The organism is Flammeovirga pacifica, assembly GCF_000807855.2.
Lineage (GTDB): Bacteria > Bacteroidota > Bacteroidia > Cytophagales > Flammeovirgaceae > Flammeovirga > Flammeovirga pacifica.
Map to the genome: position 1 here is coordinate 4,851,852 of NZ_JRYR02000001.1, position 24,744 is coordinate 4,876,595.

General features: G+C 32.6%; 26 protein-coding genes. 10 read left to right on the top strand and 16 right to left on the bottom strand.

The window, feature by feature from the left end; genetic code table 11:
* Positions 1-10: 10 nt before the first annotated feature.
* Positions 11-514, bottom strand: a complete 504-nt coding sequence (locus NH26_RS19325; RefSeq protein WP_044227134.1) for an acetyl-CoA carboxylase biotin carboxyl carrier protein subunit — start codon at positions 512-514, stop codon at positions 11-13.
* 144 nt (positions 515-658) lie between these two features.
* Here NH26_RS19325 and NH26_RS19330 point away from each other — a divergent pair, with 144 nt between their 5' ends.
* The 3 genes from NH26_RS19330 to NH26_RS19340 all read left to right on the top strand — a co-directional run bounded on the left by NH26_RS19330 (position 659) and on the right by NH26_RS19340 (position 3,106).
* Positions 659-1,399 (top strand): outer membrane beta-barrel protein, encoded by a 741-nt coding sequence (locus tag NH26_RS19330; protein ID WP_158021968.1) that lies wholly within the window; start codon positions 659-661, stop codon positions 1,397-1,399.
* Positions 1,399-1,902 carry a hypothetical protein gene (locus NH26_RS19335; RefSeq protein ID WP_044227140.1) on the top strand — a complete coding sequence of 168 codons (504 nt, stop codon included), beginning with the start codon at positions 1,399-1,401 and terminating at the stop codon, positions 1,900-1,902. Before NH26_RS19330 ends, NH26_RS19335 begins: the two co-directional genes overlap by 1 nt.
* Positions 1,903-1,984: 82 nt before the next feature.
* Entirely contained in the window at positions 1,985-3,106 is a 1,122-nt protein-coding gene (locus NH26_RS19340; RefSeq protein ID WP_084812249.1) for a T9SS type A sorting domain-containing protein, read from the top strand.
* Between the two features lie 7 nt (positions 3,107-3,113).
* On the opposite strand, the gene NH26_RS19345 is transcribed toward NH26_RS19340, so the two are convergent.
* The 5 genes from NH26_RS19345 to NH26_RS19365 all read right to left on the bottom strand — a co-directional run bounded on the left by NH26_RS19345 (position 3,114) and on the right by NH26_RS19365 (position 7,139).
* On the bottom strand, positions 3,114-3,749 hold the full coding sequence (locus NH26_RS19345) for a class I SAM-dependent methyltransferase (RefSeq protein ID WP_044227145.1): 636 nt from the start codon (positions 3,747-3,749) through the stop codon (positions 3,114-3,116).
* Entirely contained in the window at positions 3,749-4,510 is a 762-nt protein-coding gene (locus NH26_RS19350) for a hypothetical protein (RefSeq protein WP_044227148.1), read from the bottom strand. The genes NH26_RS19345 and NH26_RS19350 overlap by 1 nt, the downstream gene beginning before the upstream one ends.
* A gap of 86 nt (positions 4,511-4,596) precedes the next feature.
* Complete coding sequence (porD, locus tag NH26_RS19355; protein WP_044227150.1) at positions 4,597-5,499, bottom strand: type IX secretion system protein PorD; 903 nt, start codon at positions 5,497-5,499, stop codon at positions 4,597-4,599.
* A gap of 21 nt (positions 5,500-5,520) precedes the next feature.
* The gene (coaBC, locus tag NH26_RS19360; RefSeq protein WP_044227152.1) at positions 5,521-6,729 is read right to left on the bottom strand and encodes a bifunctional phosphopantothenoylcysteine decarboxylase/phosphopantothenate--cysteine ligase CoaBC; all 1,209 of its coding nucleotides are present in this window, start codon (positions 6,727-6,729) and stop codon (positions 5,521-5,523) included.
* Between the two features lie 101 nt (positions 6,730-6,830).
* Entirely contained in the window at positions 6,831-7,139 is a 309-nt protein-coding gene (locus NH26_RS19365; RefSeq protein WP_044227155.1) for a DNA-directed RNA polymerase subunit omega, read from the bottom strand.
* Positions 7,140-7,381: 242 nt separating this feature from the next.
* Between NH26_RS19365 and NH26_RS19370 the strand changes: the two genes are divergently transcribed.
* Genes NH26_RS19370 through NH26_RS19380 form a run of 3 tightly spaced genes read left to right on the top strand, consistent with a single transcriptional unit; the run spans position 7,382 to position 9,369 of the window.
* A complete protein-coding gene (locus tag NH26_RS19370) occupies positions 7,382-8,230 on the top strand; it encodes an ABC transporter ATP-binding protein (RefSeq protein ID WP_044227157.1) in 849 nt (282 codons plus the stop codon).
* A gap of 4 nt (positions 8,231-8,234) precedes the next feature.
* The gene (locus NH26_RS19375; protein ID WP_044227159.1) at positions 8,235-9,008 is read left to right on the top strand and encodes a hypothetical protein; all 774 of its coding nucleotides are present in this window, start codon (positions 8,235-8,237) and stop codon (positions 9,006-9,008) included.
* Position 9,009: 1 nt separating this feature from the next.
* Positions 9,010-9,369, top strand: a complete 360-nt coding sequence (locus NH26_RS19380) for a GntR family transcriptional regulator (RefSeq protein WP_044227160.1) — start codon at positions 9,010-9,012, stop codon at positions 9,367-9,369.
* A 184-nt stretch (positions 9,370-9,553) separates the two neighbouring features.
* Here NH26_RS19380 and NH26_RS19385 read toward each other — a convergent pair whose 3' ends face one another.
* From NH26_RS19385 to NH26_RS19425, 9 genes are all read right to left on the bottom strand, one after another.
* Positions 9,554-11,650 carry a T9SS type A sorting domain-containing protein gene (locus NH26_RS19385; protein WP_052432209.1) on the bottom strand — a complete coding sequence of 699 codons (2,097 nt, stop codon included), beginning with the start codon at positions 11,648-11,650 and terminating at the stop codon, positions 9,554-9,556.
* A gap of 685 nt (positions 11,651-12,335) precedes the next feature.
* Positions 12,336-13,241, bottom strand: a complete 906-nt coding sequence (locus NH26_RS19390) for a DnaJ C-terminal domain-containing protein (RefSeq protein WP_044227163.1) — start codon at positions 13,239-13,241, stop codon at positions 12,336-12,338.
* Positions 13,242-13,515: 274 nt separating this feature from the next.
* The gene (locus NH26_RS19395; RefSeq protein WP_044227165.1) at positions 13,516-14,448 is read right to left on the bottom strand and encodes a TIGR01212 family radical SAM protein; all 933 of its coding nucleotides are present in this window, start codon (positions 14,446-14,448) and stop codon (positions 13,516-13,518) included.
* A gap of 51 nt (positions 14,449-14,499) precedes the next feature.
* Entirely contained in the window at positions 14,500-15,741 is a 1,242-nt protein-coding gene (locus NH26_RS19400) for an MFS transporter (protein WP_044227167.1), read from the bottom strand.
* A gap of 223 nt (positions 15,742-15,964) precedes the next feature.
* Entirely contained in the window at positions 15,965-16,975 is a 1,011-nt protein-coding gene (gene fbp / locus NH26_RS19405; protein WP_044227169.1) for a class 1 fructose-bisphosphatase, read from the bottom strand.
* A gap of 303 nt (positions 16,976-17,278) precedes the next feature.
* Positions 17,279-17,647: a phasin family protein gene (locus tag NH26_RS19410; protein WP_044227174.1), complete on the bottom strand. Its 369-nt coding sequence runs from the start codon at positions 17,645-17,647 to the stop codon at positions 17,279-17,281.
* A 141-nt stretch (positions 17,648-17,788) separates the two neighbouring features.
* Positions 17,789-18,700 carry an alpha/beta hydrolase gene (locus NH26_RS19415; protein ID WP_052432210.1) on the bottom strand — a complete coding sequence of 304 codons (912 nt, stop codon included), beginning with the start codon at positions 18,698-18,700 and terminating at the stop codon, positions 17,789-17,791.
* A 6-nt stretch (positions 18,701-18,706) separates the two neighbouring features.
* Positions 18,707-19,111, bottom strand: coding sequence for an acyl-CoA thioesterase (locus NH26_RS19420; RefSeq protein ID WP_158021969.1), 405 nt, complete (start codon positions 19,109-19,111; stop codon positions 18,707-18,709).
* Positions 19,112-19,147: 36 nt separating this feature from the next.
* Positions 19,148-20,101: an alpha/beta hydrolase gene (locus tag NH26_RS19425; protein ID WP_044227182.1), complete on the bottom strand. Its 954-nt coding sequence runs from the start codon at positions 20,099-20,101 to the stop codon at positions 19,148-19,150.
* 108 nt (positions 20,102-20,209) lie between these two features.
* On the opposite strand from NH26_RS19425, the gene NH26_RS19430 reads away from it, so the two are divergent.
* From NH26_RS19430 to NH26_RS19445, 4 genes are all read left to right on the top strand, one after another.
* On the top strand, positions 20,210-21,964 hold the full coding sequence (locus tag NH26_RS19430) for a M14 family metallopeptidase (protein WP_158021970.1): 1,755 nt from the start codon (positions 20,210-20,212) through the stop codon (positions 21,962-21,964).
* 23 nt (positions 21,965-21,987) lie between these two features.
* Positions 21,988-22,734, top strand: coding sequence for a hypothetical protein (locus NH26_RS19435; RefSeq protein ID WP_044227185.1), 747 nt, complete (start codon positions 21,988-21,990; stop codon positions 22,732-22,734).
* Positions 22,735-22,854: 120 nt separating this feature from the next.
* The gene (locus NH26_RS19440; RefSeq protein ID WP_044227188.1) at positions 22,855-23,292 is read left to right on the top strand and encodes a YkvA family protein; all 438 of its coding nucleotides are present in this window, start codon (positions 22,855-22,857) and stop codon (positions 23,290-23,292) included.
* Positions 23,293-23,310: 18 nt separating this feature from the next.
* Positions 23,311-24,006, top strand: coding sequence for a hypothetical protein (locus NH26_RS19445; protein ID WP_044227191.1), 696 nt, complete (start codon positions 23,311-23,313; stop codon positions 24,004-24,006).
* Positions 24,007-24,094: 88 nt separating this feature from the next.
* Here the strand turns inward: NH26_RS19445 and NH26_RS19450 are convergent, their stop codons facing one another.
* Positions 24,095-24,733, bottom strand: a complete 639-nt coding sequence (locus NH26_RS19450; protein WP_139263178.1) for a DUF4163 domain-containing protein — start codon at positions 24,731-24,733, stop codon at positions 24,095-24,097.
* Between the last annotated feature and the right edge of the window lie 11 nt (positions 24,734-24,744).

Sequence of the window (24,744 nt, forward strand, 5' to 3'; positions counted from 1 at the left end):
ACCTCTTTTTTTATTCCGTTTCCATATCAATTAATGTTTGATTCTTTTCTACGGATGTATTTGTTGAAGTAAATATTTTTTCAATCACTCCATCTGAGGGAGCTTTAAGTACATTCTCCATTTTCATGGCCTCAAGTATGATTAAACTATCTCCTTTTTGCACATGTTGCCCTTCTTTACATAAAATATCAACTACTTTACCTGGCATTGGAGCTTGAATATGTTTTTCTTCATGTTCTACTTTTTGATTCATCCCAAGCTTTTCGAGCATAGCATCTAAAGAAGATTTTCCTTGAACTTCAACAGTTTTTCCATTTATTTTTAATGTAGTAGCTTTATATTCTTCATCTTTATTGATAATTTCGATATCAAAAGTTGAATTGTTATAAGTAACTTGGTAAACATTGTGATGTGTTTTTTTTAAATGAAAATCGACCTTCCTGTTGTCAATAATTAAAGATTGTTTGTCTTTATTAATAGAAAAGCATTTGTCGTTGAGGTTTACTGTAAGCATAGTGTGTGTTTATGGTGTATTCTCCAAAATACTTTTTTTCGACATCAATACAAAAGTTAATTAGATTTATAGGACTATTTAATCAATTACTTTTTAATGACTAATTTTTACTACACAATTTTTATTACTAAAAAATTCAAATTAATGAGACCAAAAGCATTAATGCTGAGCTGTTTTCTTTTATTTTCTATGTTTGCTTTCTCTCAAGAACTCAAACCAGAAGAAGGAACTCAACAGAATAACTCAAACGGTGGAGATCAAGTTTATCAAGAACAAAGGTCTTATGAAACAAAACAGACTCAAAGAAACCATGAATGGGGATTTTACTTTGGTCCTTCTTGGTCCTTTCCAAAGGGGGGGATTCCTGAGTTAAAAACAGAATTAACTTATGATAATGAAAGAACTAGAGCAAGAACAGGTTTTGACTTTGGTTTAAAATTCAATTTCTTTCTTAATAATAATTGGTCTGTAGATTTTAATGCTCAGTTTAAATCAGCGGGACAAAAAGTTCAGTATTCGGGTTATTGGCATGAGTTGGGGTATTCTGAGGAGAATGTCAATTTTACTGAATCGATATTGTACTTTAATTTTCCTGTTTATGCTAATTATTACCTAACAGAGAATATCTATGTTAAAGGTGGTATTTATGGGTCAGCTATATTAAGTGCGCAAAGAAGAGAAGGAAACGTTTTTTCTGATTATTCTGATGTCGGAAATCTCTACAAAGGTGGTGACTTTGGTGTGTCAGCTGGTATTGGTGCTGCAATGAATGTATTCTTTTTAGAATGGAGATACTACAGAGGGCTTGTCGATATCACTTTTGATGATGATAAACTTTATAACCAGTCTGTTCAACTAATTTGTGGCTTTAAATTCGGAGGATAATGAAATATATATATCAGTCAATTTTACTATTAGCGTTGTCAATTTTTGCTACTAGTTGTGGGAGTGAAATTTTGGGTGGAGATATTGAAGATGGATCACCTGAGAGAGGTAATTTTATTTATGAATCAAATGTAGATTACTTTGCCAAACCAAACGATACTACACCAATACATTCTCAGAAATTTGAGGGCTTTATAGAATATCAACCGTCTAATAGAAGAATAGTAGTACACCCTTACGATAGTTTTACATGGTCTTTTATTGTTGCAGATTCTATAAGAAACGGAGAAAAAGTATTGTGGAAGATCCCTTCAGATCAAAATATTACAATTAATGATGATACATTTACCTTAGATGGTATTCTTATGGAAGAATATAATAATGAGGAGTATCATTTGGTAGTAAAAGGAGATAGTCTAAGTTTTAAATACCGTTCTTATGTAATTGATAGGGATAGAGAGGTTCAAGTAACAAAGAGTCACTTTAAATCGCTTCGATTTTAATAAAATTTGTTAAAAATACTATTTATACGGTGATCGTATTCATCTAGTGATATAAGCATGTACACCATGTGAATTAAACTATATGAGTACGATTTTTTTTATAAATAAATATACTAAACAAATTCTATTTTATTTTTTATTGATGTTATTATCTCTTACGACTTATTCTCAAGTGGTTGAAAAGAGTGAACCAATAATTTATAATGATGAAAATAATGTGATTAATTCCCCTGTTGAACATACAGGGAAAGTTGTTAGGGTTGAAGCTTCAGATTTTACTATAAATAGCACTTTTAATTTAAAAGACTGTCAAGTGATATTTGTGGGTGGCTCTGTACTGAATAACAGTACATTTGTCATGGAAAATTGTAATATCAAGATTAGTGATGTTGATTTTCTTCAAAATAATGAAGTTACAATAGATGGAGGGGAATTAGAGGTAGATGGTTCTGAGTGGACCACCTATAATCTTTTTAAATTATCTGGTGATTTAATCATTGATTCTTATGGATGGCAAATGCATTTTATCAATGATCAGGTAGAGTTTGCTCCAACTATCGTATGGGAGGAGTATGATTTCTCATGTATGGATAATAAACAATTTATTAATGAGAATGCAAGTTTACCAATGCCTTTTGAAGATATTCCATCTTGCGATGATGACTTACCAGTAGAATTAATTTATTTTAGTTCTGAGTTAACGAATTTTGGTACAGAGTTATATTGGGCTACAGCCACTGAAATAAATAGTGATTATTTTGATGTGGAATTTTCGCTAGATAATAATAATTGGGTGACAATCTCTAGGATTGAAGCTGCAGGATTCAGTAACGTAAAAATTAATTATAATTATTTAGATTCAGAATATAGATCAGGTGTTGGGTATTACCGTTTGCGTCAAGTCGATTTTGATGGTGAATATGAGTATTTTGGACCAATACAAGTTCATTTTTATGATGAGTCTACATTATTGAAAGCTTCAGTATATCCAGTGCCTCAATATGCAGGTCAGCATATTAATGTAAGGGTAAATAATAATAATCCTTATGAAATAGTGATTTTTAATGAAGTAGGTCAAATTGTACATCATTCAAATTCTGATAAGCAAGTGACTAAAATTTCATCTACATGGGGTCGTGGTATGTTTATTTTACACGTGATCCAAGGTAGTCAGAAGTCGATAGTTAAATTTCAACTTCTTTAAAAAGACTTTATAATTTTGAATAAAGAGCAGTAAACATCATGTCAAAGTAGGCATATTTTATGGCTCTTTTTTTATACTTTTTTGTAGCATCAATTACTTGAATGTAATTGGGTAATTGAGTGTTTTCTAAATTTGCTGTGATCTTAAAAAATAATACCATTAATTGATGTAATGATGTATGAAGTAGCTTTTTTCTTGGGTGAGGATCAATTCTGAAATCAGAAACTACCCAATATCCATTGTCATTTAATAGTTTATTTACATCATTAACAAATGTATCCAAAGCTTTAGAAGGGAGTACGTCTAAAAAGAAGTTCGTAATAATAATGTCATAGGTTTCTTTTTGCTTGAATAAACTTGTGTAAGAATCATTAATGTAATGTATGTCTCCTTTGTATGGGACTTGTTGTGCTAATTGAATCATGGTAGAAGAATAGTCTAAAAAGGTTAGACTATTGGGTTGAAGTTGTTCTTCTATGTACGGGATGATTTTACCTGTACCTCCACCAATTATCAAAACCTTTTTCTCTTTTGGAAGTCGATAAAATGTTCTTTGTTGGATATATGTGATCTTATTGCCAAATACTAGATAGGCTAACTTGTCATATATTTTAGCGATATAATCAAATTGATTTTTTCTCATCAAGAATAATGGTTGATTATCAAATAGATTCCGGGGAATAAAAAGGCGAAATCACCAAAAATTCTGAAATATTCATCCTTACTAAAAAAATCAGACCTGGCGTAAATTAGAATTAATGAGGCTCCCATAGTAAAGAAGGTAAGAAGTATGAGTTTATCCATTTCATATACATAAATGGCACTCATCATAAGTAAAATAAAAAGAACAATTAATACTTGAATTCTTCTTTTTAAACCGTGATAGCCAAGTACTCTTGTGCCAGAAGGTTGGTTGTCTTTAGTGTCAGATTCAAAATCGAAAAGAGCAAATTCTAAAAGATTTATAGAGGCTAAGACTAAAAATAAAGCAATTTGTATAATTAATGATGGATGTAGGGTGTCTATTGAACTCACAACGGGGAGTGCTATACCTGATGTGTAAATTAGGGCAACCGTAAATTCTTTAAATGTAGGAAATGGGAGTAGTTTAATATTGATGATCCCTAAATAGCATAATACAATAATGGAGAGAATCATACCATTTTTGATGATATTGTCGGGTAAAAATAAAAACGTATTCAATAGACTTATAGCACCAATGAAGAGACAAAGAAGGCCAATTTTTTTCTTGTGCCTTTGATGAAAGGCATGTCTAAACGTATGTGCTGTATGTTGGATTGAATGGGCGTCTAATAAGTGATCTAATGTATAAATAACCCAAACGGCGGTACCCAATGATATAAAAACTGGGTAGGGAAGTACAATGCCATTGATTATTGCCAAAAACTGACAACAAAAAATGGCACCAAGGGCTACATCAAGGCTTAAAGCTTGAATGTAATGATATAAATTCTTAAAGTATTTAATCTTTAGGGAGTTAAAAGTTTCTTATAAATCTGAGCTCTTGAGGGATCTAATTCTAATAATATTTTACCCACTTCGTCGGCCTGTTCTTTAGTGCCTTTAGCAAAAATGTTGGCAATCTCACCTCCTTTTGCAGCAAAGAAAACATCCATTGTTACTGATATAGGAATAGCTTTTCTTACCCCTTTAAGCTGGTTTAATCCCTGAATAATGTTTAGTCTTGCCTCATCAGGAGTTTCATTAAAAATATCTAAACCAAGACGGTGATATGTATATAAAAACTTTCTGAAATTTTCGAATTGAGGATCCATGAAATCCCTTGCTAAATAGTATCTATCTCTTTTATCACCGAATGCACTCCAGCCAGGTCTCCCATTCTGTTCAGAATAATTAGCGATTTCTAATGCCTTTTCGTAGTACTGAGTTCCTCCTAATAAAGAAAAAGAATCGTAATCCATTCCTAATACTATATAGGAATAGAAACTTAATAGAGAAACAATCTCAGTAGTATAGATTCCTCTAGTATAGACTAATCGGTCTGAATTATTATAAGTAAAAGACCATTTTGGATCTAAGAAATTGATGAGTGTACTTTCGTAAGAAGCGTTGTAAACAGGTCGTGTAGATTGAATTTGTACATCTGCTTGATACGATTGATTGGTCACATCAGAATTATTACCTAATGTAATTTGTATATTCAGCTTGATCTTTTCGTTGTCTTCAAAACGATCATCAGTCCATTCTTGGTTAAGCATAAACTGCTGTAACTGATTTTGAAGTTCAGTAAAGATCTGTGTTTCGTTGGTTTGTACCCTTTCTCCATTCACAGTAATATTCGCATTGAATTCTTGTGAAAACCCGATAAGCGGTAGGAGTAATACACTTAAAAAAATAAGGGTTGACTTCATGTTTGTTTTGTTTAGAAAAGACTAGTCTTTTCTCTCAATAATTTCATTAACGATATGAGTGGCTACTTCTACTTTAGAAAGTAATGGCAACTCTTTCGTCTCTTTTTCAGATACAATATATACTTTATTGGTGTCGTGACCAAAACCAGCTCCTTTTTCTTTTAAGCTATTTAAGACCACAAAATCCACATTTTTCTTAATTAATTTGGCTTTTGCATATTCAAGCTCGTTGTCAGTTTCTAAAGCAAAACCTACCGTAATTTGATTTGCTTTTTTACGCTGACCCATTGTTTTAGCAATATCGATAGTACGTTTCATTGAGATAGCCAAGTCACCTTCTTTTTTCTTTATTTTTGAATCAGAAACAACGGAAGGAGTATAATCTGCTACTGCAGCAGTGAAAATACTGATGTCAGCCTCATCGAAATGTTGATCGACAGCTTGATACATGTCTTCGGCAGATTCTACATCAATTTTATTAATTTGAGGAGAAGGTTGAAGTAAGACAGGTCCGGAAATAAGAGTGACCTCAGCACCTTGCTTTTTTAATTCTTCAGCAATTGCGTACCCCATTTTACCCGTCGACCCGTTTGTAATAAAACGTACAGGGTCAATTCTTTCTTTTGTTGGTCCAGCCGTTATCAGTGCTTTTTTACCATAAAGAGGGAGGTTTTCTGCAGGAGTAAAGAAGTTTTCAATAGCTTCAATAATATGTTCTGGCTCAGCCATTCTACCTTTGCCAATTAAACCACTAGCAAGTTCTCCTTCTTCTGCATCAACGATGATATGTCCATATGAAGTTAATAAATCAATATTCTTCGTTGTACTTGGGTGAAGATACATGTCTAAATCCATAGCAGGAGCAACCATAACAGGGCATCTTGCCGATAGGTAGGTAGCCATTAAAAGGTTGTCGCACATACCGTTGGCCATTTTAGCCATTGTGTTAGCAGTAGCTGGTGCAATAATCATTAAATCTGCCCATAAACCAAGTTTCACATGAGAGTTCCATTCTCCTGTTTCTTCATTAGCATAAGTAGATAAAACGGGGTTTTCCGAGAGGGTAGATAAAGTTACGGGTGTAATAAACTGTTTGGAAGCTTCGGTCATGATGACCTGTACTTCTGCTTTTTGCTTTTTTAATAACCTTACTAATAAGGCAATTTTATAGGCAGCTATACCGCCAGTAACGCCTATCAGAATCTTTTTTCCTTTTAATTTATCGCTCATTTGAAGTTTTGATTTATAAGAGAAGTAAATTTAAAAAAAAAGAACTTCCTATTCTACTTTCATAGTATAGGAAGTTCCAATTTCAAAAGAGAAGTGTCTTTTTAGTAATTAGACTCATCAACTTTTGTAAAAAAGATCTTGTCTTCGATCAACTCCTCTGTAGCAAGAGTTGTTGGCTTTGGCATACGCTCGTAGAAACGTGAAATCTCAATCTGCTCACGGTTTTCTTGAACTTCTTCAAGGTTATCTACAGTTGTAGCGAACTCTGACAACTTTGCGTTCAATTCATCTTTCAATCTAGATGAAATTTGTCTTGAACGTTTTCCTGTAATAACGATTGACTCATAGATGTTTTTAGTATCCTTAGTCATATCGGATAAATCACGTGTAATTAGAGATGCGTTCGGCATTGATATATATAAATTTGTAATCGAATACTTTAATATAAGCTCGCTAATATAATGGATATTTTTTGTAATCTCAAGAATATCAACAAAACAGCTTTTAAAAAATCTTATTTCTAATGCTCAAAGTAAACGATTGTTAATTTTTAAGTCATTTGTAAAAAAAATCAATGAAAATTTGGAAATAAAGCATTATTGAATTAATGTTGTAGTGTAATAGTTGGTTAATACACTAAAACATTAATAAAATGATCGAAATCAATCAATTAACCTTTGGGTATACAAAACGAAATATTTTATATGATGCCTTAGACTTACAGTTAAAGGAAGGGAATATATATGGTCTTTTAGGGGAAAATGGAGCAGGTAAATCAACTTTATTAATGTTGATTGCTGGTCTAAAAAAACCATTAAGTGGATCAATTAATGTTGGTGGTCATGAAGCAGATCATGGGTCAGCAGAATTTTTGAGAGAAGTATTCTTTATTCCTGAAGAAATGACTTTCCCTAACATTACGGTATCAGATTACATCTCAGTATTATCACCTTTTTATCCAAAATTTAATCATCAACATTTTATAGAGATGATAACAGAATTTGGATTATCTGAGGATCAAAAGATGAATAATATGTCTTATGGTCAGAAGAAAAAGGTGATCATTTCTATAGGTTTAGCATCAAATACAAGATTACTTTTAATGGATGAGCCTACGAATGGCCTTGATATTCCATCAAAAAGTCAGTTTAGAAAATTAGTTGCTAAATATATGTCAGACGATAGAGTGTTTTTAATTTCTACCCATCAGGTAAGAGATTTAGAGAGCTTGATTGATCCTATCGTAATTGTTGATAATGGTAAAGTAGTCTTTAATGAAACATTGGAGACAATCTCAGAAAAGCTATTATTCACTACAGCAGAAAAAGTAGAAGCATCTGATGTTATTTACGTAGAAAATGGCGTTGCAGAAGATAAAGTTGTTGCAATGAACCACTCTGGAGAACCAAGTAGAATTAATCTTGAATTATTATTCAATGCGGTACTTACCGAGAAAACTAAAATGAATCAAGCCTTACCAACTCAACAAATAAAATACTAGTGTCATGGAATCAAAATTTAACTTACAAAGAATAGCAAATTTATTTAAGTACGAATTAGTTTTACTTAAACAGCCACTTTCATTATCAATTTTAGGATTTGCTTTGTTCATTTTTGCCATCTGTGCACTGGCAAGTACAACAGATCCAACATGGGTTGTCAATGAGCAAACGCTGATTGCAATCTATTCTTTAGCATTTACTTTTGGAGTGCCAATTATTACAAGTTTTTCTTTCCATAGAATATCAACAAAAGGGGGAGCCATAAATTATCTTTCCTTACCTGCCTCAAGAGAAGAAAAATTTTTAGTGACCTTTTTAAATACAGCTATCCTTTTTCCATTCGGATTAACCCTTGTATTTATTATAGTAGAATATATCATTTTTGGTATTTGGTCTGTACTTGGAGGTAGTATAGGAGTATTCTTACCCATCTCTTTAAATCAAGGAGTAGAAGGAGTAGTTTACCTATTTATTACTTATGCTTCAGTACATGCTTTCTTCTTTTTTGGATCATCAATTTTTAGAAAGTATGCCTTTTTAAAGACATGTGTTTTAGGTTTTGGTCTAATCACGGTTTTATTTATCTCAGGTGTTATTATACTAGCATTAGTTGGATATTCTTTAAGTGGAGCCGCTGAGAATTTCTCTCATAGCTTTCAATTTGATGGATCGAGTATGCAAGGAACATTACAATATATTTCTAATGCAGTGAGTATTGTAATTGTGTTGGGCTTGTGGACAGCCTCTTATTTTAAATTTAAAAAAGCCCAAGTATAATATGGAGTTTAATAATAATAAGGCCATTTATCTTCAGATTATTGATCTCATTTGCGAAAAAGTTTTGAAAGGCAATTGGAGTGAAGGAGATAAAATTCCCTCGGTAAGACAAATGGCTGTTGAATTGGAAGTGAACCCCAATACTGTAGCAAGATCCTACAGTTCATTACAAGATGATGGGGTGATCTTTAACAAGAGAGGGATAGGGTATTTTATTTCAGAAAATGCCACATCAGTAGTACAGCAGTTTTCAAAAGCTGAATTCATGAAAAATGATATTCCAAGGTTTTTCAAAACGATGAACCTTTTGGGGATATCCATCGAAGAACTATCAAAAATATATAATCAACAAATTAATTAAGGTTTTCTACTAGTGTCAAAAAGAAAACATTTGTGTCAAATTTAATACTTTAAGATTACAGAATTAGTAGTCAAATTAACATCAAAAACAGTAAGTCATCTTTTATTACTTTTAATATAAGATGACTTTTTTTGTATAAAAAAGCCACTCCTTTAGGAATGGCTTGAACCCTCGCTTTTATAGATTAATTATGTACTATAAATCTTTTTACTTCTTTATGTCCTTGAATCGTTGAAATACTTAAGTAATACACACCATCCTGTAAATCGTTAATATTGATGGTATCCATATGGTGCATATCTAATGATTTAACCGTCACCCCCATAGAATTTAATATAACTGCTTTTGAGTTTTCTAAATCTTCGTCAGATGTAATCTGAGCATGTATTGTTCCGTGAGCAGGTACAGGGTAAATCGATAATTCTGTACCATGTATTAATTGATGAGTATCGATGTTTACAATGTTTGAGTATTCAAAAGCACCATCAAAATCTACTTGCTTTAATCTATACTTTTTGAATTTAGTTGACTGCTTATGGTTAACCACAAAGTCATATTCAATAAGTACACTTGAATTACCGTTACCATCAACTTCACCAATTTTAGAATAGTTTCTACCATCTGAAGAAGCTTCAATTTCAAAATGACTATTGTTTAACTCAGTAGCAGTTTCCCAGTATAATTCAACTTCGTCGTTATCATTAATAGTACCATGGAAAGTAACTAATTCAACGGGTAAGTCATGATCATCTCCACCTCCTAAAGTGAATGGAGAGAAACTTGAAGCAGAGGTAGATAAAAGGATACCGTGATTATTACTTGCAGTAGTATTAGCAGCTAAACCTTGTGATTCCCAATGTGTACCATCAAAGTGCATAACTTCTAAATCATGAGCGTAAACATTATCAACTCCACTCTCATCATCATAAGTTAATAAAACAGAAGCAACTGAAGAACCTGATGTTCTATCTACATCCCAATATTCTAGAGCACTTACTGCTGAAACAGTCGCCATAGGGTCGATAGTTTGAACAGTGTGCGAAGCATCATGATAAGCTACTCTAAAAGTAACACTTGAATTAGATGTGAAACTAGCAACTCCAGCTTCTCTTAATTTAGTACCGTTACCTACAGGGTACATCAAATGGAAATTATTGGCCACGATACCTAAAGCAGTTTGTAACGCGGTAGTATAATTAATGTCTTTTGCTAAAGGTCCATTAATATGTGAAGCATCAGAACCTCCAGAAGCATAAGTTGTCCATGAATAGTTAGCGTTATTTACAAAAGAGTATTCATTCATACTTAATAAGTTAACTGTAGTGGTAGTCAATATTCCGTTTTGTAAAGACAATGCACTTGTATTGTATGAAGTATTGAAAATCTCTAAAGAATTTACAATAGATATTCCAGAAGTACTCGTTGTATTCATCGTTAATGATCTCACTCTATTTTCACCTGAAGCAATAGTTACACTACCTGCAGCATCAATTGTAAAAGTTAAATCTACAGTTGGTTGCACAGCATCATCAGAATTACTGTCTAAGTGTAAAGTAACTGTTGAACTGATTGTATTAGTTAATACTAAGTCGTTTCCTTCTGTGTAAATGTCGAAAGTGCTACTAGATAAGTCAGCTGAAATAGCTGTATTTCCTGTTAATACAACAGAACTAGTATTCGAAGGTAGTGCATCTATTGTACCTTGTACTACAGATTTCGGGTTTGAACCAGGTAAAGCGTTGATTTGAGCAGAACTAATTAGGTTGTTTGATGCACCATTAGTATTTATGGTAACATTATCATCAACAGAAATACCACCTGACCATGTCAGACCTGAATATCCGTTAGATCCAACAGAAGGTACTGAAAATTCTGCTCCTTCTTCTAAGACAATATCTTGTACATTAACATACAAACGACCACTTGAATGGTTATCTGCATTAAAATTACCTGATCCTGATACTATGATAGTACCAAAATGACAAGTTGTTCTGTAGGCAGTATTGTTTAAAGTACCATCAACAAATAAAGTATCAATTACTACATCTGGATCAAATAAGTTATTTCCGATATAAACGTTTTTTCCAGATTGTATTCTAATATTGTATCCTCCATTCCAAGAAGGTAATGAGTTACCATCATCATCAACAAAATGAGATAAACTTCCTTTAGTTCCTATATATATGTAACCTGAGGCTGAACTTGAAACTGAGTAAGTTTGGGCAAATAATGATAATTTTGTAATAAAAATCAGGAATAATAATATTAAAATCTTTTTCATCTTTTTAGCGAGTTAAGTAGTAATTAGGTTCAGCTTTATTAACGGTAATGTTGAAAAAAAGGATGTATTAGTACTTGCTTAGTTAAGTAAGTGATTGTGAGGTTTTTAGGTTAAAAATGCATCTGTTATGAAATCTTACATGATATATTTTGATTAAAATGATAATAATTGGGTGTTATTTGTCTGTTTATCAGTTTTTTGTGATAAAATTAAGATTTATTTACACATGTAAGTTATAAGGGGTATGAGGAAGAAAATTATGAAAAAAGTAACCAAATATTAAAAAATAACATTGTTTATTTTAATCACAAAAATTCATTTTTTGATTAAAAATCTACTCATATAATAAAATACTACATTCTATATGGGGATGAAGAAGGAGGTAGGGAAAAGGTAGAAATGAAAGAATTAGCTGGGTGTGATCTTAGGAGAAGAGATAAAAAAAAACGATATCAATTTTTAAAAATTGATATCGTTTTCTAGTTATACTTTGTCTTTAGACATTGTTACTATCGCATAACCGATGGCTACAACTAGAGGTGGCACCATAAAGCCCATTGCAGCGATCTCTAAATATGTAATTGCTTCCATGTTAGTTGGAGTTTTGAAATTCTTAATTCGCCACAATAATAAACAATTGTTAGCGACTATACAACATAGAAGCTGATTTTAATCACCGTAATTATTAAGACAAGTTTCTTATTTGTTCGAATAGACTTTTTTGTTCTTCTGTTAAGTTTTTAGGAATGACCACATTATAAGTAATGTATAAGTTGCCAAAAGTCCCTTCAGATTTATATATAGCAAAACCTTTTCCCGATAATTTAACTTTTGTATTGTTTTGAGTACCAGGAGCTACTTTTAGTTTTACTTTACCCGTAAAAGTCTCTAGGGTAATTTCTCCTCCTAAAATTGCTGTATAAAGGTCGATGTCTACCGTATTGTAAAGATCAGCTCCTTTTCTTTCAAATGGAGTAGAATTGGTAATGGTAAAAGTCATGAGTAGATCTCCTTTCTCTCCACCATTAATCCCATTTTTACCATGTCCTTTGATTTTGATAGTTTGACCATCTTCAATACCAGCAGGAATAGTAACTCTAATGTTATTATTATTGATTTTATAAGTCTTCTTCTGAGTTTCGTATACCTCTCTAATATCTAAAGTGATATTGACTTTAAAATCACCTCCTTTTTGAGGTCTCGGAGCTCTTCTTCCGCCTCCACCTCCAAACATAGAGTTGAAGAAATCAGAGAAATCGCCACCTTGGTCAAAACCACCAAAGCCGCCGCCACCGCCACTTTGTCCGAAGCCTCCAAAACCACCAAAACCTCCACCACCGAAGCCTTGTTGTTCGAATTGATCGGCGTGTTCCCAATCTTTTCCGTATTTATCGTATTTTTTTCTTTTGTCAGGATCACTTAAAACTTCATTGGCTTCATTTACCTCCTGAAATTTTTTCTGTGCCGCCTTATCATCAGGATTTTTATCGGGGTGATACTGACGAGCTAATTTTCTATATGCCTTTTTAATCTCGCTTTGAGAAGCACTTTTATCTATTTCTAAAACTTTATAATAATCTATATAAGCCATTTTTCTTTTATTTGATAGTTAATTACAAAAGTAAGGGTAAGTAGGATAAGTTAAAAACGGATTTCTTGAATAAGACTTCAATTTCTAAATATCATTTATAATCTAGATAAGATTATTCCTTTTTTGATAATAATACGTGATGAATACTTAGAATGTTTTATCTAAAAAAAGCCGTTGTAACTTCCCTTACAAACGGCCTTATAATAGAGTAAATATGCTCACCATTCGCTTGTTACTCTAATTATATATTTTTGAAATAAATGCTAAAGTATCATTATTTATATAATCTACCTTGGTAAGTATCTCTTTCTTTAAGTCTCTTTTCAATCATCAATTGTATTTGGTTGGGGCGTATTCCCCAATTAGGAGCAATCCTTAAGTTAATAGGGGTGTCGCTACTAAATCGTTGAATAGCCATATCTGGACGAAGTCGTTCTAAGAAATCCACCATAAAATCGACATACTCCTCCGGTTGGAATAATGGGAACTGACTAGGGTCTTCTTTAAATTGTTTCGCCATTATAGTACCCTTAACTATTTGTAGTTGATGAAACTTGATAGACCCTAAAGGTAATTCAGATATAATTTTGGCTTGCGCTAATGTCTCTTCCCTAGATTCACCAGGTAAACCAAATAACATATGCCCAGCAACCGGGATTCCTCTATCTACCACTTTTTGAATAGCCTCAACAGAATCTTCAAAACTGTGACCTCTATTCACACGATCTAAAGTTTTATTGTAACAAGATTCAATACCAAATTCAATAAAAATATAATTATCTTTTGCTAAATCAGCTAAATAGTCCAACTGCTCATCAGATAAACAATCTGGGCGTGTACCGATGACTAAACCATCAATTTTTTCATGATTTAGTGCCTCAGAATAGATGCGTTTTAAATGTTCTACTGTACCGTAGGTGTTGGAATAGGCTTGAAAGTATCCCACAAAAGCTTTAGCATTATGATATCTTCCCGGTAGAAATTCCATACCATGATCAATTTGTTCAGTGATACTTTTCATACCATCATGAAGGTAATTGGGTACAAAACTATCATTATTACAAAAGGTACAACCGCCAAATCCTAAAGAACCATCTCTATTAGGACAGGTAAAATCTGCATGTATAGATACTTTTTGGATTCGTCCTCCATAAGTCTTTTTAAGATGTTCAGAATAAGGGAAATATCTTCTTGAAAGCTGATTCATTGATAACGGATTTATGTCTTGCATTGATAAAAATGCGATAACAAAGATACATTAATGAACGGACAATTGGCGTTCTTTGGCTACCCTTGATTTATGATCACTTAGGTACTTGAATAACACTACGCCGAACATTGTAGCAATGACACTAACAAAACCCAAAATATTATAATGTTCTAAGGTGTTATTGATTGGATTTGTTGTGATAATTAATCCAGAAGCAAAAGAGGCTAATCCTTGTGAAAGATTCTGAACAGAGGATCTTATACTCATAAAACTACCTCTTTGTGCTGAAGTAGTAGTATTGATTAGTAATGCATTGGCAGGGATAGATCTTGCCCCACAGACAAACATTATTGTAGAGAAGATCAATACAAATGGAATACTCATAGGAGTTACATTTGTAAGTACGAATACTGGAATAATTGTAATAAGAGAAATAATAACAAATACTTTATACTTCCCATATTTATCAGACCATTTCCCAATTCTTGGTGAGAAAAATATGGTAGCCATACCACCAAAGAAGTAGATAAATGTAAGTTGTTGATCTTCGAATCCAATATTTGAAACCATATAAGGTGAAAAGAATGGGATCAAAATAAAGTGCCCAAAAAAGACAAGGGATAACGCGAAAAGACCAGTCACCTGTTTTTTGTTTTTTAAGACCATTTTTAATGGAGTAAAGAAAGTTTTAACCGCATCTTTTTCCATTTTTTGATTTAAATGCTCATCCATTATTGGTAATCTTTTATAACTTAATATCCATAGAAATGAAGCTAGAACACCAATAATTATAAATGGGGCGTGCCAATCAATTTCTACTCCTAAATACAAACCAATAGGTACACCAACGGCAGAAGATACCGCAAACCCGGTCATAAGAATACCTATACCAGTACCTCTTTTATGTTCGGGCAGCATATCACCTACAATAGTAAAAAGAGCAGCATTTATTAAACCACCGAAAATACCAGTAAATAATCTAGCTAGCAGCAGAAAAGGGTAGGTAGGGGCTAATCCACACAAAAATGTTCCTACAGTGAAAAAGAAATAAATGGTTAAAAACATTTTTTTTCTTTCAAATTTATCAATGATAAAGATGGAACATAATCCTGATACAGCAGCAGCTAATGTATAACTTGAGACGACAGCACTCCATTCAAAAGGAGTCATCGTGAAAGTTTCTTGTAAAGTATGCCCTAAAGGCATCAAAACTACAAAGTCTAATATGTTAGTAAAGCTTACGGCAGCCAACATATACAATGTTAGTTTTTCATTTTTAGTTAATGACATTATGAATAATAAATGACGTTGTGATTTGTAGCTATTTCGATAAAATCAATAAATTGTTTAAAGTAAAACAATATTTTAAAGACGGAAAAATACTGAATTAGTTGTTTAGTTTTTATAAATGATAGATGATGAGGGGGTTAATTAGGAATTGTTTTTTTAAAATAATAAAAAATGGCCAAGTCAGAGGGTCTAACTTGGCCAAATAAGGTTTGATGAAAAAGTTTTATTGAGTCACTTTTTCATATTGCTTTAAGCATTTCATTGCTTCTTCTACCATTTTTTTTGATCCTACATATAAAGGAGTTCTTTCATGCAACTCTGTAGGTTTCAATTCTAAAATTCTTTGGTAGCCGTTGGTGGCAACACCTCCAGATTGCTCTGCTAAGAAGGCTAAAGCATTGCATTCGTAAAGAAGACGAAGTTTCCCTTTTTTGTACTTAGACGTTGAAGGGTAAATATAGATACCACCTTTTAATAAGTTTCTGTGGAAATCTCCTACTAATGATCCGATATACCTTGCAGAATACTCTCTTTCTTTACACATCTCGATGTATTCTTTCAAGCCTTCTGGGAATGTTTTATATCCTCCCTCATTAATAGAGAAAATATTACCATCGTCATTGCATTTCATGTCTGGGTGAGATAAGAAATACTCTCCAAGAGAAGGCTCATAAGTAAAACCATTTACACCATAACCGGTAGAATATACTAACATGGTTGAGGAGCCATATAGAACATAACCTGCTGCTATTTGCTCTGTACCTTGTTGTAACATGTCTTCCTTTGTTGGTGGACGGCCAATAGGAGAACGTCTTCGGTAAATCGAGAAAATAGTACCTACAACTACGTTTACATCAATGTTAGAAGATCCATCTAAAGGATCCATTGTAACAATGTATTTCGCATGATGGTTACCTGTGTCTATGATATCGTCCATTTCTTCAGAAACGATACCACAAGTTTCTCCGCCTTTAGAAAGTGCTCTTGTAAATCTTACATCGGCAATCATATCTAATTTTTGTTGTGCTTCTCCTTGGACATTACTGGATCCTGCACCACCTTCAATACCAGCAAGGCCTGCTCTATTGATTTCACGGTTAATAATTTTAGAGGCCAAGGCAATGTCTCTCAATAATTGAGAAAGTTCACCTGTGGCATATGGAAATTGCTCTTGTTTTTGTTGAATAAAACGGTCTAGAGCTGTACCAACAGATGCGGTAAGTTTATCGATCATAGGGAATATGATTTTTAAAAAAGTATTTTATGTAGTAAGTAGTGCTGTTGATATGGTATTTTTAGTGAGTTTAGATGAATTTGAAAGAGAAATATACAATCGAGTTAGTAGTAGAATTTTTTTGATACATCTCAAGAAAAATATTAAAACAGACAAAATAATATCAACGATAATTCTTACGATGTAAAAATACGGAATTATTCTGAGAAAATGCAATCGGTTGCATTTGTATATAAAAAAGGACCGACATAATTGTAAAATACAATAATGTCGGTCACACACATCACAAAAGTACCAGAAAGCTTATGCTTCCGATGCTTCTGAAGATGAAGAATCTTTTGCATTAGCCGCTTGTTGTGCTTCTAATGCCTCAATACGAGCCTTTAAAATTTCTACTTCTTCAGATTCACTGCCTTTAAACATTGATTTGATTTTATCGAAATCAAAATCTATAGACGATGTAAATTTCTCTGCTAAAGATTTCACCTGAGTTTCAAACTCTTCTTTTTTAGCTTCTGTGTTAGAAACAATCTCGTCAACGATCTTTTTACCTTCTTCTTCAGTAATTTTCTCTTCAGCGACAAGTTTGTCTACAACGTCGTTAATTTTTTCAACTGTGAATGCTGTGATGCCCACTCCAGTGTAAACGATTTTTTTCAGTAACTCTTCCATATTTTTGCGTTATAAAGTTTTATATTTATTGGTGCAAAACATTAAAACTTGGTGAAATTTTATTGCTTACACAAAGGTAAAAAAAATAAATGAATGAACAATCATTTATAGTTAATTACCACTAATTTTTCATTTTTTAATTTACGAAACTTTTAGTTTAGAGTTCAGAAAATCACAGACTTTATTTATGGCATCTTCAGATTCAGGAATAAATCGCCAAAACAGTTGCCACCAATGAATTAATCCGTCCCATTCTTGGTAAGTAACATTCACTTTTGCTTTTTTTAATTGATCTCTTAATCGAGTACTATCATTATAAAGTACTTCATTACTAGAGGTTTGAATTAACATAGGAGGGAACCCCTTGAAATCTCCATATAAAGGAGAAACCATAGGATCATCAAGAGGCTTATCACCTGCATATACATGCGCCCAATTTTGCATTTCTGTAATTTTCACAAACGGATCTGCATATTTATTTTTTTCTGTAGAAGCACCATTATGTTTCAAATCTGCCCAAGGAGACAAACAAATTCCGCATTTAGGAAATGCCATTTTTTTCTCTTTCAACATAAACATAAATGTACATACTAATCCACCTCCAGCAGAGTCTCCAGCTACTGCTATTTGCTCTGCATTATATCCCATATCTAATAAATATTGATATCCTCTAAAAGCATCTTCAATAGCCGCTGGACAAGGATGTTCAGGAATTTTTCTGTAGTTAACTAAAAGTGCTGTGGCATGGGTTTCACTTACAATTTTTCCTACCAAAGCACGATGAGTTTGAGAAGAACCTATAGCATAGCCACCTCCATGTAAATAAAGAATGGCTTTTTTCTCTTTTTGTTCTTGTACTGGTGAAATAATTTCAGCAGAAATAGTATCCAATTGAATTTTTTTGCCTTTTACTCCCCAAGGAAGCAAGGCAAATAAAGAAACTAACTCTGTAGATTCTCTTAATAATGTAAGGTTGATATTCTCCGATGGAAAAACTATTGATGTTAGGTTTAAACCAAGTTTTAATAGGCGGTGTTGTAAGGAAATTTTCATGCTAAACTACTTTAACAACTCTTCTCTTACCTGATCAGATATTTTGATAGGGAGTTGTGTTTTTATATCAAATGCGACCAAAGTAACTGTTGCTGACAAGGCTTGCTTTTGGTTTTCTTTGATAAGGATCTCTTGTTTAAATACTGTACTACTCGAACCGATCTTTTCTAATTTCGTTGTTATTTCAAGATTCTGATCAATTGATGCAGGAAACTTAAAATCGATATTATAATTGGCAATGACAAAACCTACGCCATTTTTAGCCACTTTTTCAAGTGTGTTGTTGTTTTCAAAGTGTGTCCATCTTGCTTCTTCAAGAAATTCCATGTATCTCATGTTGTTCACATGTTGATAGCTATCGATATGATAATTCCTTACTTTGATTTGGGTTTTGCTTTGTCTTGTTTCCAAAATGAATGTTGTTTAAAGTTTGAAGTTTGATAATTACTAATTATTGATTTGTGAAATGACGGTATTAATAAATTCCATCACTTTATTCTCATATTTTGTTGGGGCCACAGTGATAGATTTTGCATGTTCTGCATTTTCAACCAACCAAATAAATTTTGATCCTTGACTTTTCATTTGATACATTTCTTCAGACATTTCCTTTGGTATATAAGTATCTGATTTACCATGAATAAATAAAAAGGGAACTTTAGATTGTGCTACTCTTGTGCGGGGAGAGGCATCACCGAAATAGAAACCTGCTCTTAGCTTAGCCACTAAACTTGTTGTGCCTACAAAACCTATATTAGGCATGCCGAAATCTTCTTTAGCTCGTAATACCAACAATTCCTTGGTATCAGAAAAAGCACAATCAGAAATATAAAAATTTACAGAATGTGATTCTTCATTTTTACCTGAATGCATGCAAACTGTGGCTGCACCCAAAGATTCTCCATGGGCACCTATTAAATGTTGTGGTCTTTGCTTTCGAGTCCAATGCACTATTTTATCTAAATCCTGACTCTCAAAAAAGCCAAAAGAGACTTCATTGCCACCACTTAACCCATGTTTTCTATGATCGTAAAGAACTACATCAATTCCATTCTTGAGGTAGATTTGTGCATATCGCATCATTCGCCATCGATCATGAGTTACCCCATGTACCATAACCATGGTAAGATTATATTTGTTTTCAGGAACTTTTAACCAACTTCCTTTTAAGGTGTATCCCAAATCTGAGGTTACGCTAAAATCTTCTCTATCAACTTTATCGAGCCACTCCGTATTAAATGATCCATTGTTTTTTTCTTCATCTAAATGACTAACTCCTTGATGTGTTTGAATTAGTACCGATTCCTGATAGGAGAAAAGTGAAACAGATAAATAAAGTAGAAAAAGAAATATGAATACGCCATAGGCGACCTTTTTGGTATTTGATGCTTTTGCTGTCATTGGTTAAGTGAATGAGTATTTATACACAATTTAATTAAACTTTGAAGAATAGAATTAAAAAAATGATATTTATGTAAATAAGTACTTTTTAAAATACTATTAGTTCCAGTGAAACACCATTTTTTTTATCTATTTATAGGCCTTAGTGCACTTTTTAGTTGTTCATCTTCGGAAGAGCAACTTGATCCTTCTACACAAAATTGGGAGACAGTTTTTGAAAAAACGGAAGGCAAAGAGACGTTTACTTATCAGGAAGGAATTGACTACTTAAAAAAATTAGAGAAATATTATCCGTCTTTGCATGTGTTGGAGTTTGGTTCTTCTGATGCAGGGTATCCTTTACATCTTGGGATTTATACACCTGATTTGAATTTCTTACCAGATGATTTAAAAGAAAAAAATGTAGTGTTGATTAACAATGCCATTCACCCAGGAGAACCGGATGGGGTTGATGCTACTTTTATGCTGATAAGAAACTTACTTGAAGGCAAAGAAGATCTTGAATTAAAAAATACAATAGTAGCTTTTATACCATTTTATAACATTGGAGGAGCCTTAAATAGAAACTCTGGAACGAGAGCCAATCAGGAAGGGCCTACATCTTATGGTTTTAGAGGGAATGCTCAAAACTTAGATTTAAATAGGGATTTTATCAAAATGGATTCTAAAAACATGAAGACTTTTGCAGAAATATTCCATTTAATCCACCCCGATTTATTTATTGATACACATGTGAGTAATGGTGCTGATTACCAGTATACACTTACTTATTTATCTTCACACGAAGGGAAGTTGGGTAAAGTAGGTGAACTTGTGAAAGAAAAAATGAATCCTTTTTTATCAAAAAGCATGTTGAAAGAAGGATGGCCAATTGTACCTTATGTGAATGTTTGGGGGACTACTCCAGATAAAGGTTATACTCAATTTTATGATTCTCCTAGATATTCTTCAGGGTATGCCGCCTTGTTTAATGTACCAAGTTATGTTGTAGAGACGCATATGCTTAAACCTTTCAAACAAAGAACTGAAGCCACCTATCAATTCTTAAAAGGAGCCTTGCTTTTTCTGGAACAACATGGTAAAGAACTAAAGAATACAATTGCTCAAGAGAGAGAATATCAATTAAATAGTACTTACCTACCTATTGGATGGGAGTTAAGTAAAGAAAATCCAGACACTTTAGAATTTAAAGGGTATGAAGGTAAAACAGTGAAAAGTGAAGTTTCAGGTTTGGATAGATTGTTTTATGACCGAACGAAACCTTACACTAAGAAGGTACCTTTTTACACTGGCTTAACTGTGATAGATTCTGTAAAAGTACCTGCAGCTTATATTCTACCTAAAGGATTTGAAAAAGTAGTGCACTTATTAGAGCAAAATGGAATAAGGGTAGAGGAATTGCCTTCTGATATGGAACAGCAAGTAATGGTGACCTATATTGAAGATTACAAAACAGTAAAATCACCTTACGAGGGGCATTATTTACATTATGACATCAAAACTTCTGAACGAGAAGAAACTATTCGTTTTCTAAAAGGTGATTATTTGATCAAAATGGATAATCAACCCAAAAGGTTTTTAGTTGAGACATTAACTGCGAGAGCTCAGGATAGTTACTTTGCTTGGAATTTCTTTGATGCGGTACTACAACAAAAGGAACATTTTTCTTCTTACGTTTTTGAAGATAAAGCTGCAAAAATGTTAAAGGACAGTCCTGAATTGTATAAAGAATTGCAAGAAGAGAAGAAAAGGAGCCCTGAAATGAGGAAAAGTGCGTATAAGCAGTTAAATTTCATATACGACCGTTCAAATCATAAAGAAAAATCATTTAAAAGATACCCTGTTTTTAGTGTGTATCATTAGAAGAATCACCTTCCTACAAAACTATGGATTTTAGACAGTTACAATTACGTCCCGCAGAAATTGCCTTACTTACTAGAACATCATCTATTGATGGGAAAATACTAATGCGATATACTTTAATTTATCTCATTTTAGAAAGAGTTCTTGATGGTGTTGGGGGAGGAGATGTTACTAAGAAAAAGACTGTTTTAAAAATTGGAAAGCGTTTTGACGGATTCATGGCAAGAAATTTTGAAAAGCACTTTTTACAATTTTTCTACAACGATAATACACTTCAAATATCTACTAGAGATTTATTAGAAAAAGTAGAGGAAGACACCACTTATAAGAAGTTTATGAAGGACTTCATCAATGAAGATCAATATATAAAGCCTTATGTAAGTGATCGATTTTTTGATTTACTTCGATCGGGTGTGACACTAAACGATAAAGGGGTACTTCTTGTAGGCAGTGTAATTTCGTATTTAAAAGAAAGAAATCATGCCTATAAATATGCGATGAGCGTAGATAAAAAAATGAATGTGATTAAGGAAATGGGGTCTTACGCTATTCTTTTACCTTCTTTTGATCAGGAAATATTACCTCAGTTTACTTCTATACTTCACTCTAAAAGAACATGGGATGGAGATGCCGATGAAGATGATTTTGATATCTATTTTGATGAAGAACCGTTCTATTTGGGCTCATTAAAAATGCTTGATAAAGTGGGAGGAATTGATGAAAGTGGAAATACTTCTGATAGTCAAGATGACGGTGGTGAAGGAGCTTAAAAAATTGAAGTAATGTTTTAAAAGAGAAGCACCTCAATAACGATTGCTTCTTTTGTTTTGTGATTGGAATTGTCCTATTTTTAATTATCAATAGTAATAACGAAAGAAAGAAAATATAGCATGAAAAAAGTAAACCTAGACCAAATTGATATTGATCAATACGCAGCTAAATTTAAAGAAAACGACTTCCTACAATCCTTAGTGAAAATAGTTAAAAAGGCAGGCGAAAAAGTAGTTTATGCTGGATTAATTTTATTCTTTATGTACATCGATAATGAAACACCCTCTAAGGCTAAAGCAGCAATTGCAGGAGCATTAGGGTATTTGATTATTCCTTTTGATTTAATTCCAGATTTTGTTCCAGTGGTGGGTTTTGCAGACGATTTTTCTGTTGTAGTAGCAGCAATAAGTTATGCGGCAGTTTGCTTAAAAGAAGAGCATAAAAACCTAGCGGTAGCAAAAATGAAAGAATGGTTTGAGGATTTTACCGAAGAGGATGTGGAGACATTAAATAACTTGATATTTAAAAACTTAAAAGATAAGGAAGATAAAGAATAGTTTTATGAATAACATTGTATGAAAAGTAAACTAACTCTTCTATTATTAATACTATTTATAAGTTGTGAAAAGAGCTTAGAAGATTCATTTAAATCACAAGAATTAATTTATAAAGGTGAGGTTGAATTTTATAGTTATCGTATTAATGAGGATATAGGGAAAAATAAAAAGCTTCATTATGATTTAAGTATATTCAAAAACTTAGACGGAGCAAAGGTGTTTAGGTATTTTTTATCAGATGATACTTACAGAGAATATATCTGGAATCAAAAAGATGAAATAAAAGAAAAGTATTTCATAAAAGGAAAACTAGAAGCGACCACTAAGTTAGTTTATTTAGACAAGTTTTTGTTGGATAATGATAATGAGACTATAGTAATAAGTAAGTATGGAAGATCATGTTATAGTTGTAGTTTGACTAATTATCTAGGTACCTATTATTTCAGTCCAGAAATAGGCTTAATAAAAACGTTGGATAATAATTATTTCTTTTCTGATCAATTAATTACCGATCAAAGAATTACTTCAAATGATATAAAAAACCTGTTCATTAATTTAGAGCAAAATAGGTCATTTTATCCCGATGAAAATCAAAAAAATCAGGAACGTAAAAAACAATTGCAAGAATCTTTAAATTTTATGGAATTGGATACTCATGAAATAGAAGAAGAGATAGAATTTACCCAAGAATTTTTTGATACTTTTGATAAATAACTGCTGGTAAATATCCCCACCTTAGTTTCTTTGTTGAAATTTGATGCAAAGAGAATACTCCTAGTTACTAATTCCTAACTCCTAGTTCCTAGTTCTTTAACATTTCTCCCCCAAACTCACTCAAAATATCCTTCATCTTATCCCATTGTACCAAAACAATATCAGGACAGCTTTTTCCTTTACACTTCGATTTGTCAAGTAAAAAAGTGATACCGTTTTTTTGAATACAAAACGAATTTAAGACGTCTTTTTTCACCTTTCCGCTATGGTGAAGTTCAGTTTTGATAAGGTGGAAAAGTTGATCTTTGTAATCGATATCAGTAAGAAACAAATCGTTCAATAAAATCTTACGTTTGTTCTTTACATCATAGTTATATGCTAGCTTTTTGATACTAATATCATCAATACCATTATAATAAGTATCTTTTTTGAAGGATATACTTAGAATACCATTATCATTAAGAAAAACATTATAATCTAAATTGAGATAGCTTAATCCTATTGCTCCTTTTTCTGCTTTTACAGAAGATATTTTTGATCTGAAATCATTAATAGCCATAAAAAGGATGTTCTGAATATCAAGATTGATCTTATGTTCTAAATCAATTTTTCCTGAACATTTTACTTTTGGATAGGATACATTCAGCTCGTAATGTAGGGATGAGTTTAATTTGTTAAACCCCTGCTTCTCAATCTCAATAGATTGGTCATTCAGGGCGCTATTCAACACAGTTGTAG

Bases quoted from the DNA above. Each gene is read 5' to 3' on its own strand.
- NH26_RS19370 (WP_044227157.1), top strand. From the start codon at position 7,382: ATGATCGAAATCAATCAATTAACCTTTGGGTATACAAAACGAAATATT.
- NH26_RS19435 (WP_044227185.1), top strand. From the start codon at position 21,988: ATGGATTTTAGACAGTTACAATTACGTCCCGCAGAAATTGCCTTACTT.
- NH26_RS19340 (WP_084812249.1), top strand. From the start codon at position 1,985: ATGAGTACGATTTTTTTTATAAATAAATATACTAAACAAATTCTATTT.
- NH26_RS19345 (WP_044227145.1), bottom strand. From the start codon at position 3,749: ATGAGAAAAAATCAATTTGATTATATCGCTAAAATATATGACAAGTTA.
- porD (WP_044227150.1), bottom strand. From the start codon at position 5,499: ATGAAGTCAACCCTTATTTTTTTAAGTGTATTACTCCTACCGCTTATC.
- NH26_RS19425 (WP_044227182.1), bottom strand. From the start codon at position 20,101: ATGACAGCAAAAGCATCAAATACCAAAAAGGTCGCCTATGGCGTATTC.
- NH26_RS19400 (WP_044227167.1), bottom strand. From the start codon at position 15,741: ATGTCATTAACTAAAAATGAAAAACTAACATTGTATATGTTGGCTGCC.
- NH26_RS19385 (WP_052432209.1), bottom strand. From the start codon at position 11,650: ATGAAAAAGATTTTAATATTATTATTCCTGATTTTTATTACAAAATTA.
- NH26_RS19440 (WP_044227188.1), top strand. From the start codon at position 22,855: ATGAAAAAAGTAAACCTAGACCAAATTGATATTGATCAATACGCAGCT.
- NH26_RS19330 (WP_158021968.1), top strand. From the start codon at position 659: ATGAGACCAAAAGCATTAATGCTGAGCTGTTTTCTTTTATTTTCTATG.
- NH26_RS19390 (WP_044227163.1), bottom strand. From the start codon at position 13,241: ATGGCTTATATAGATTATTATAAAGTTTTAGAAATAGATAAAAGTGCT.
- NH26_RS19395 (WP_044227165.1), bottom strand. From the start codon at position 14,448: ATGAATCAGCTTTCAAGAAGATATTTCCCTTATTCTGAACATCTTAAA.
- NH26_RS19445 (WP_044227191.1), top strand. From the start codon at position 23,311: ATGAAAAGTAAACTAACTCTTCTATTATTAATACTATTTATAAGTTGT.
- NH26_RS19415 (WP_052432210.1), bottom strand. From the start codon at position 18,700: ATGAAAATTTCCTTACAACACCGCCTATTAAAACTTGGTTTAAACCTA.
- fbp (WP_044227169.1), bottom strand. From the start codon at position 16,975: ATGATCGATAAACTTACCGCATCTGTTGGTACAGCTCTAGACCGTTTT.
- NH26_RS19335 (WP_044227140.1), top strand. From the start codon at position 1,399: ATGAAATATATATATCAGTCAATTTTACTATTAGCGTTGTCAATTTTT.
- NH26_RS19325 (WP_044227134.1), bottom strand. From the start codon at position 514: ATGCTTACAGTAAACCTCAACGACAAATGCTTTTCTATTAATAAAGAC.
- NH26_RS19380 (WP_044227160.1), top strand. From the start codon at position 9,010: ATGGAGTTTAATAATAATAAGGCCATTTATCTTCAGATTATTGATCTC.
- coaBC (WP_044227152.1), bottom strand. From the start codon at position 6,729: ATGAGCGATAAATTAAAAGGAAAAAAGATTCTGATAGGCGTTACTGGC.
- NH26_RS19410 (WP_044227174.1), bottom strand. From the start codon at position 17,647: ATGGAAGAGTTACTGAAAAAAATCGTTTACACTGGAGTGGGCATCACA.
- NH26_RS19375 (WP_044227159.1), top strand. From the start codon at position 8,235: ATGGAATCAAAATTTAACTTACAAAGAATAGCAAATTTATTTAAGTAC.
- NH26_RS19365 (WP_044227155.1), bottom strand. From the start codon at position 7,139: ATGCCGAACGCATCTCTAATTACACGTGATTTATCCGATATGACTAAG.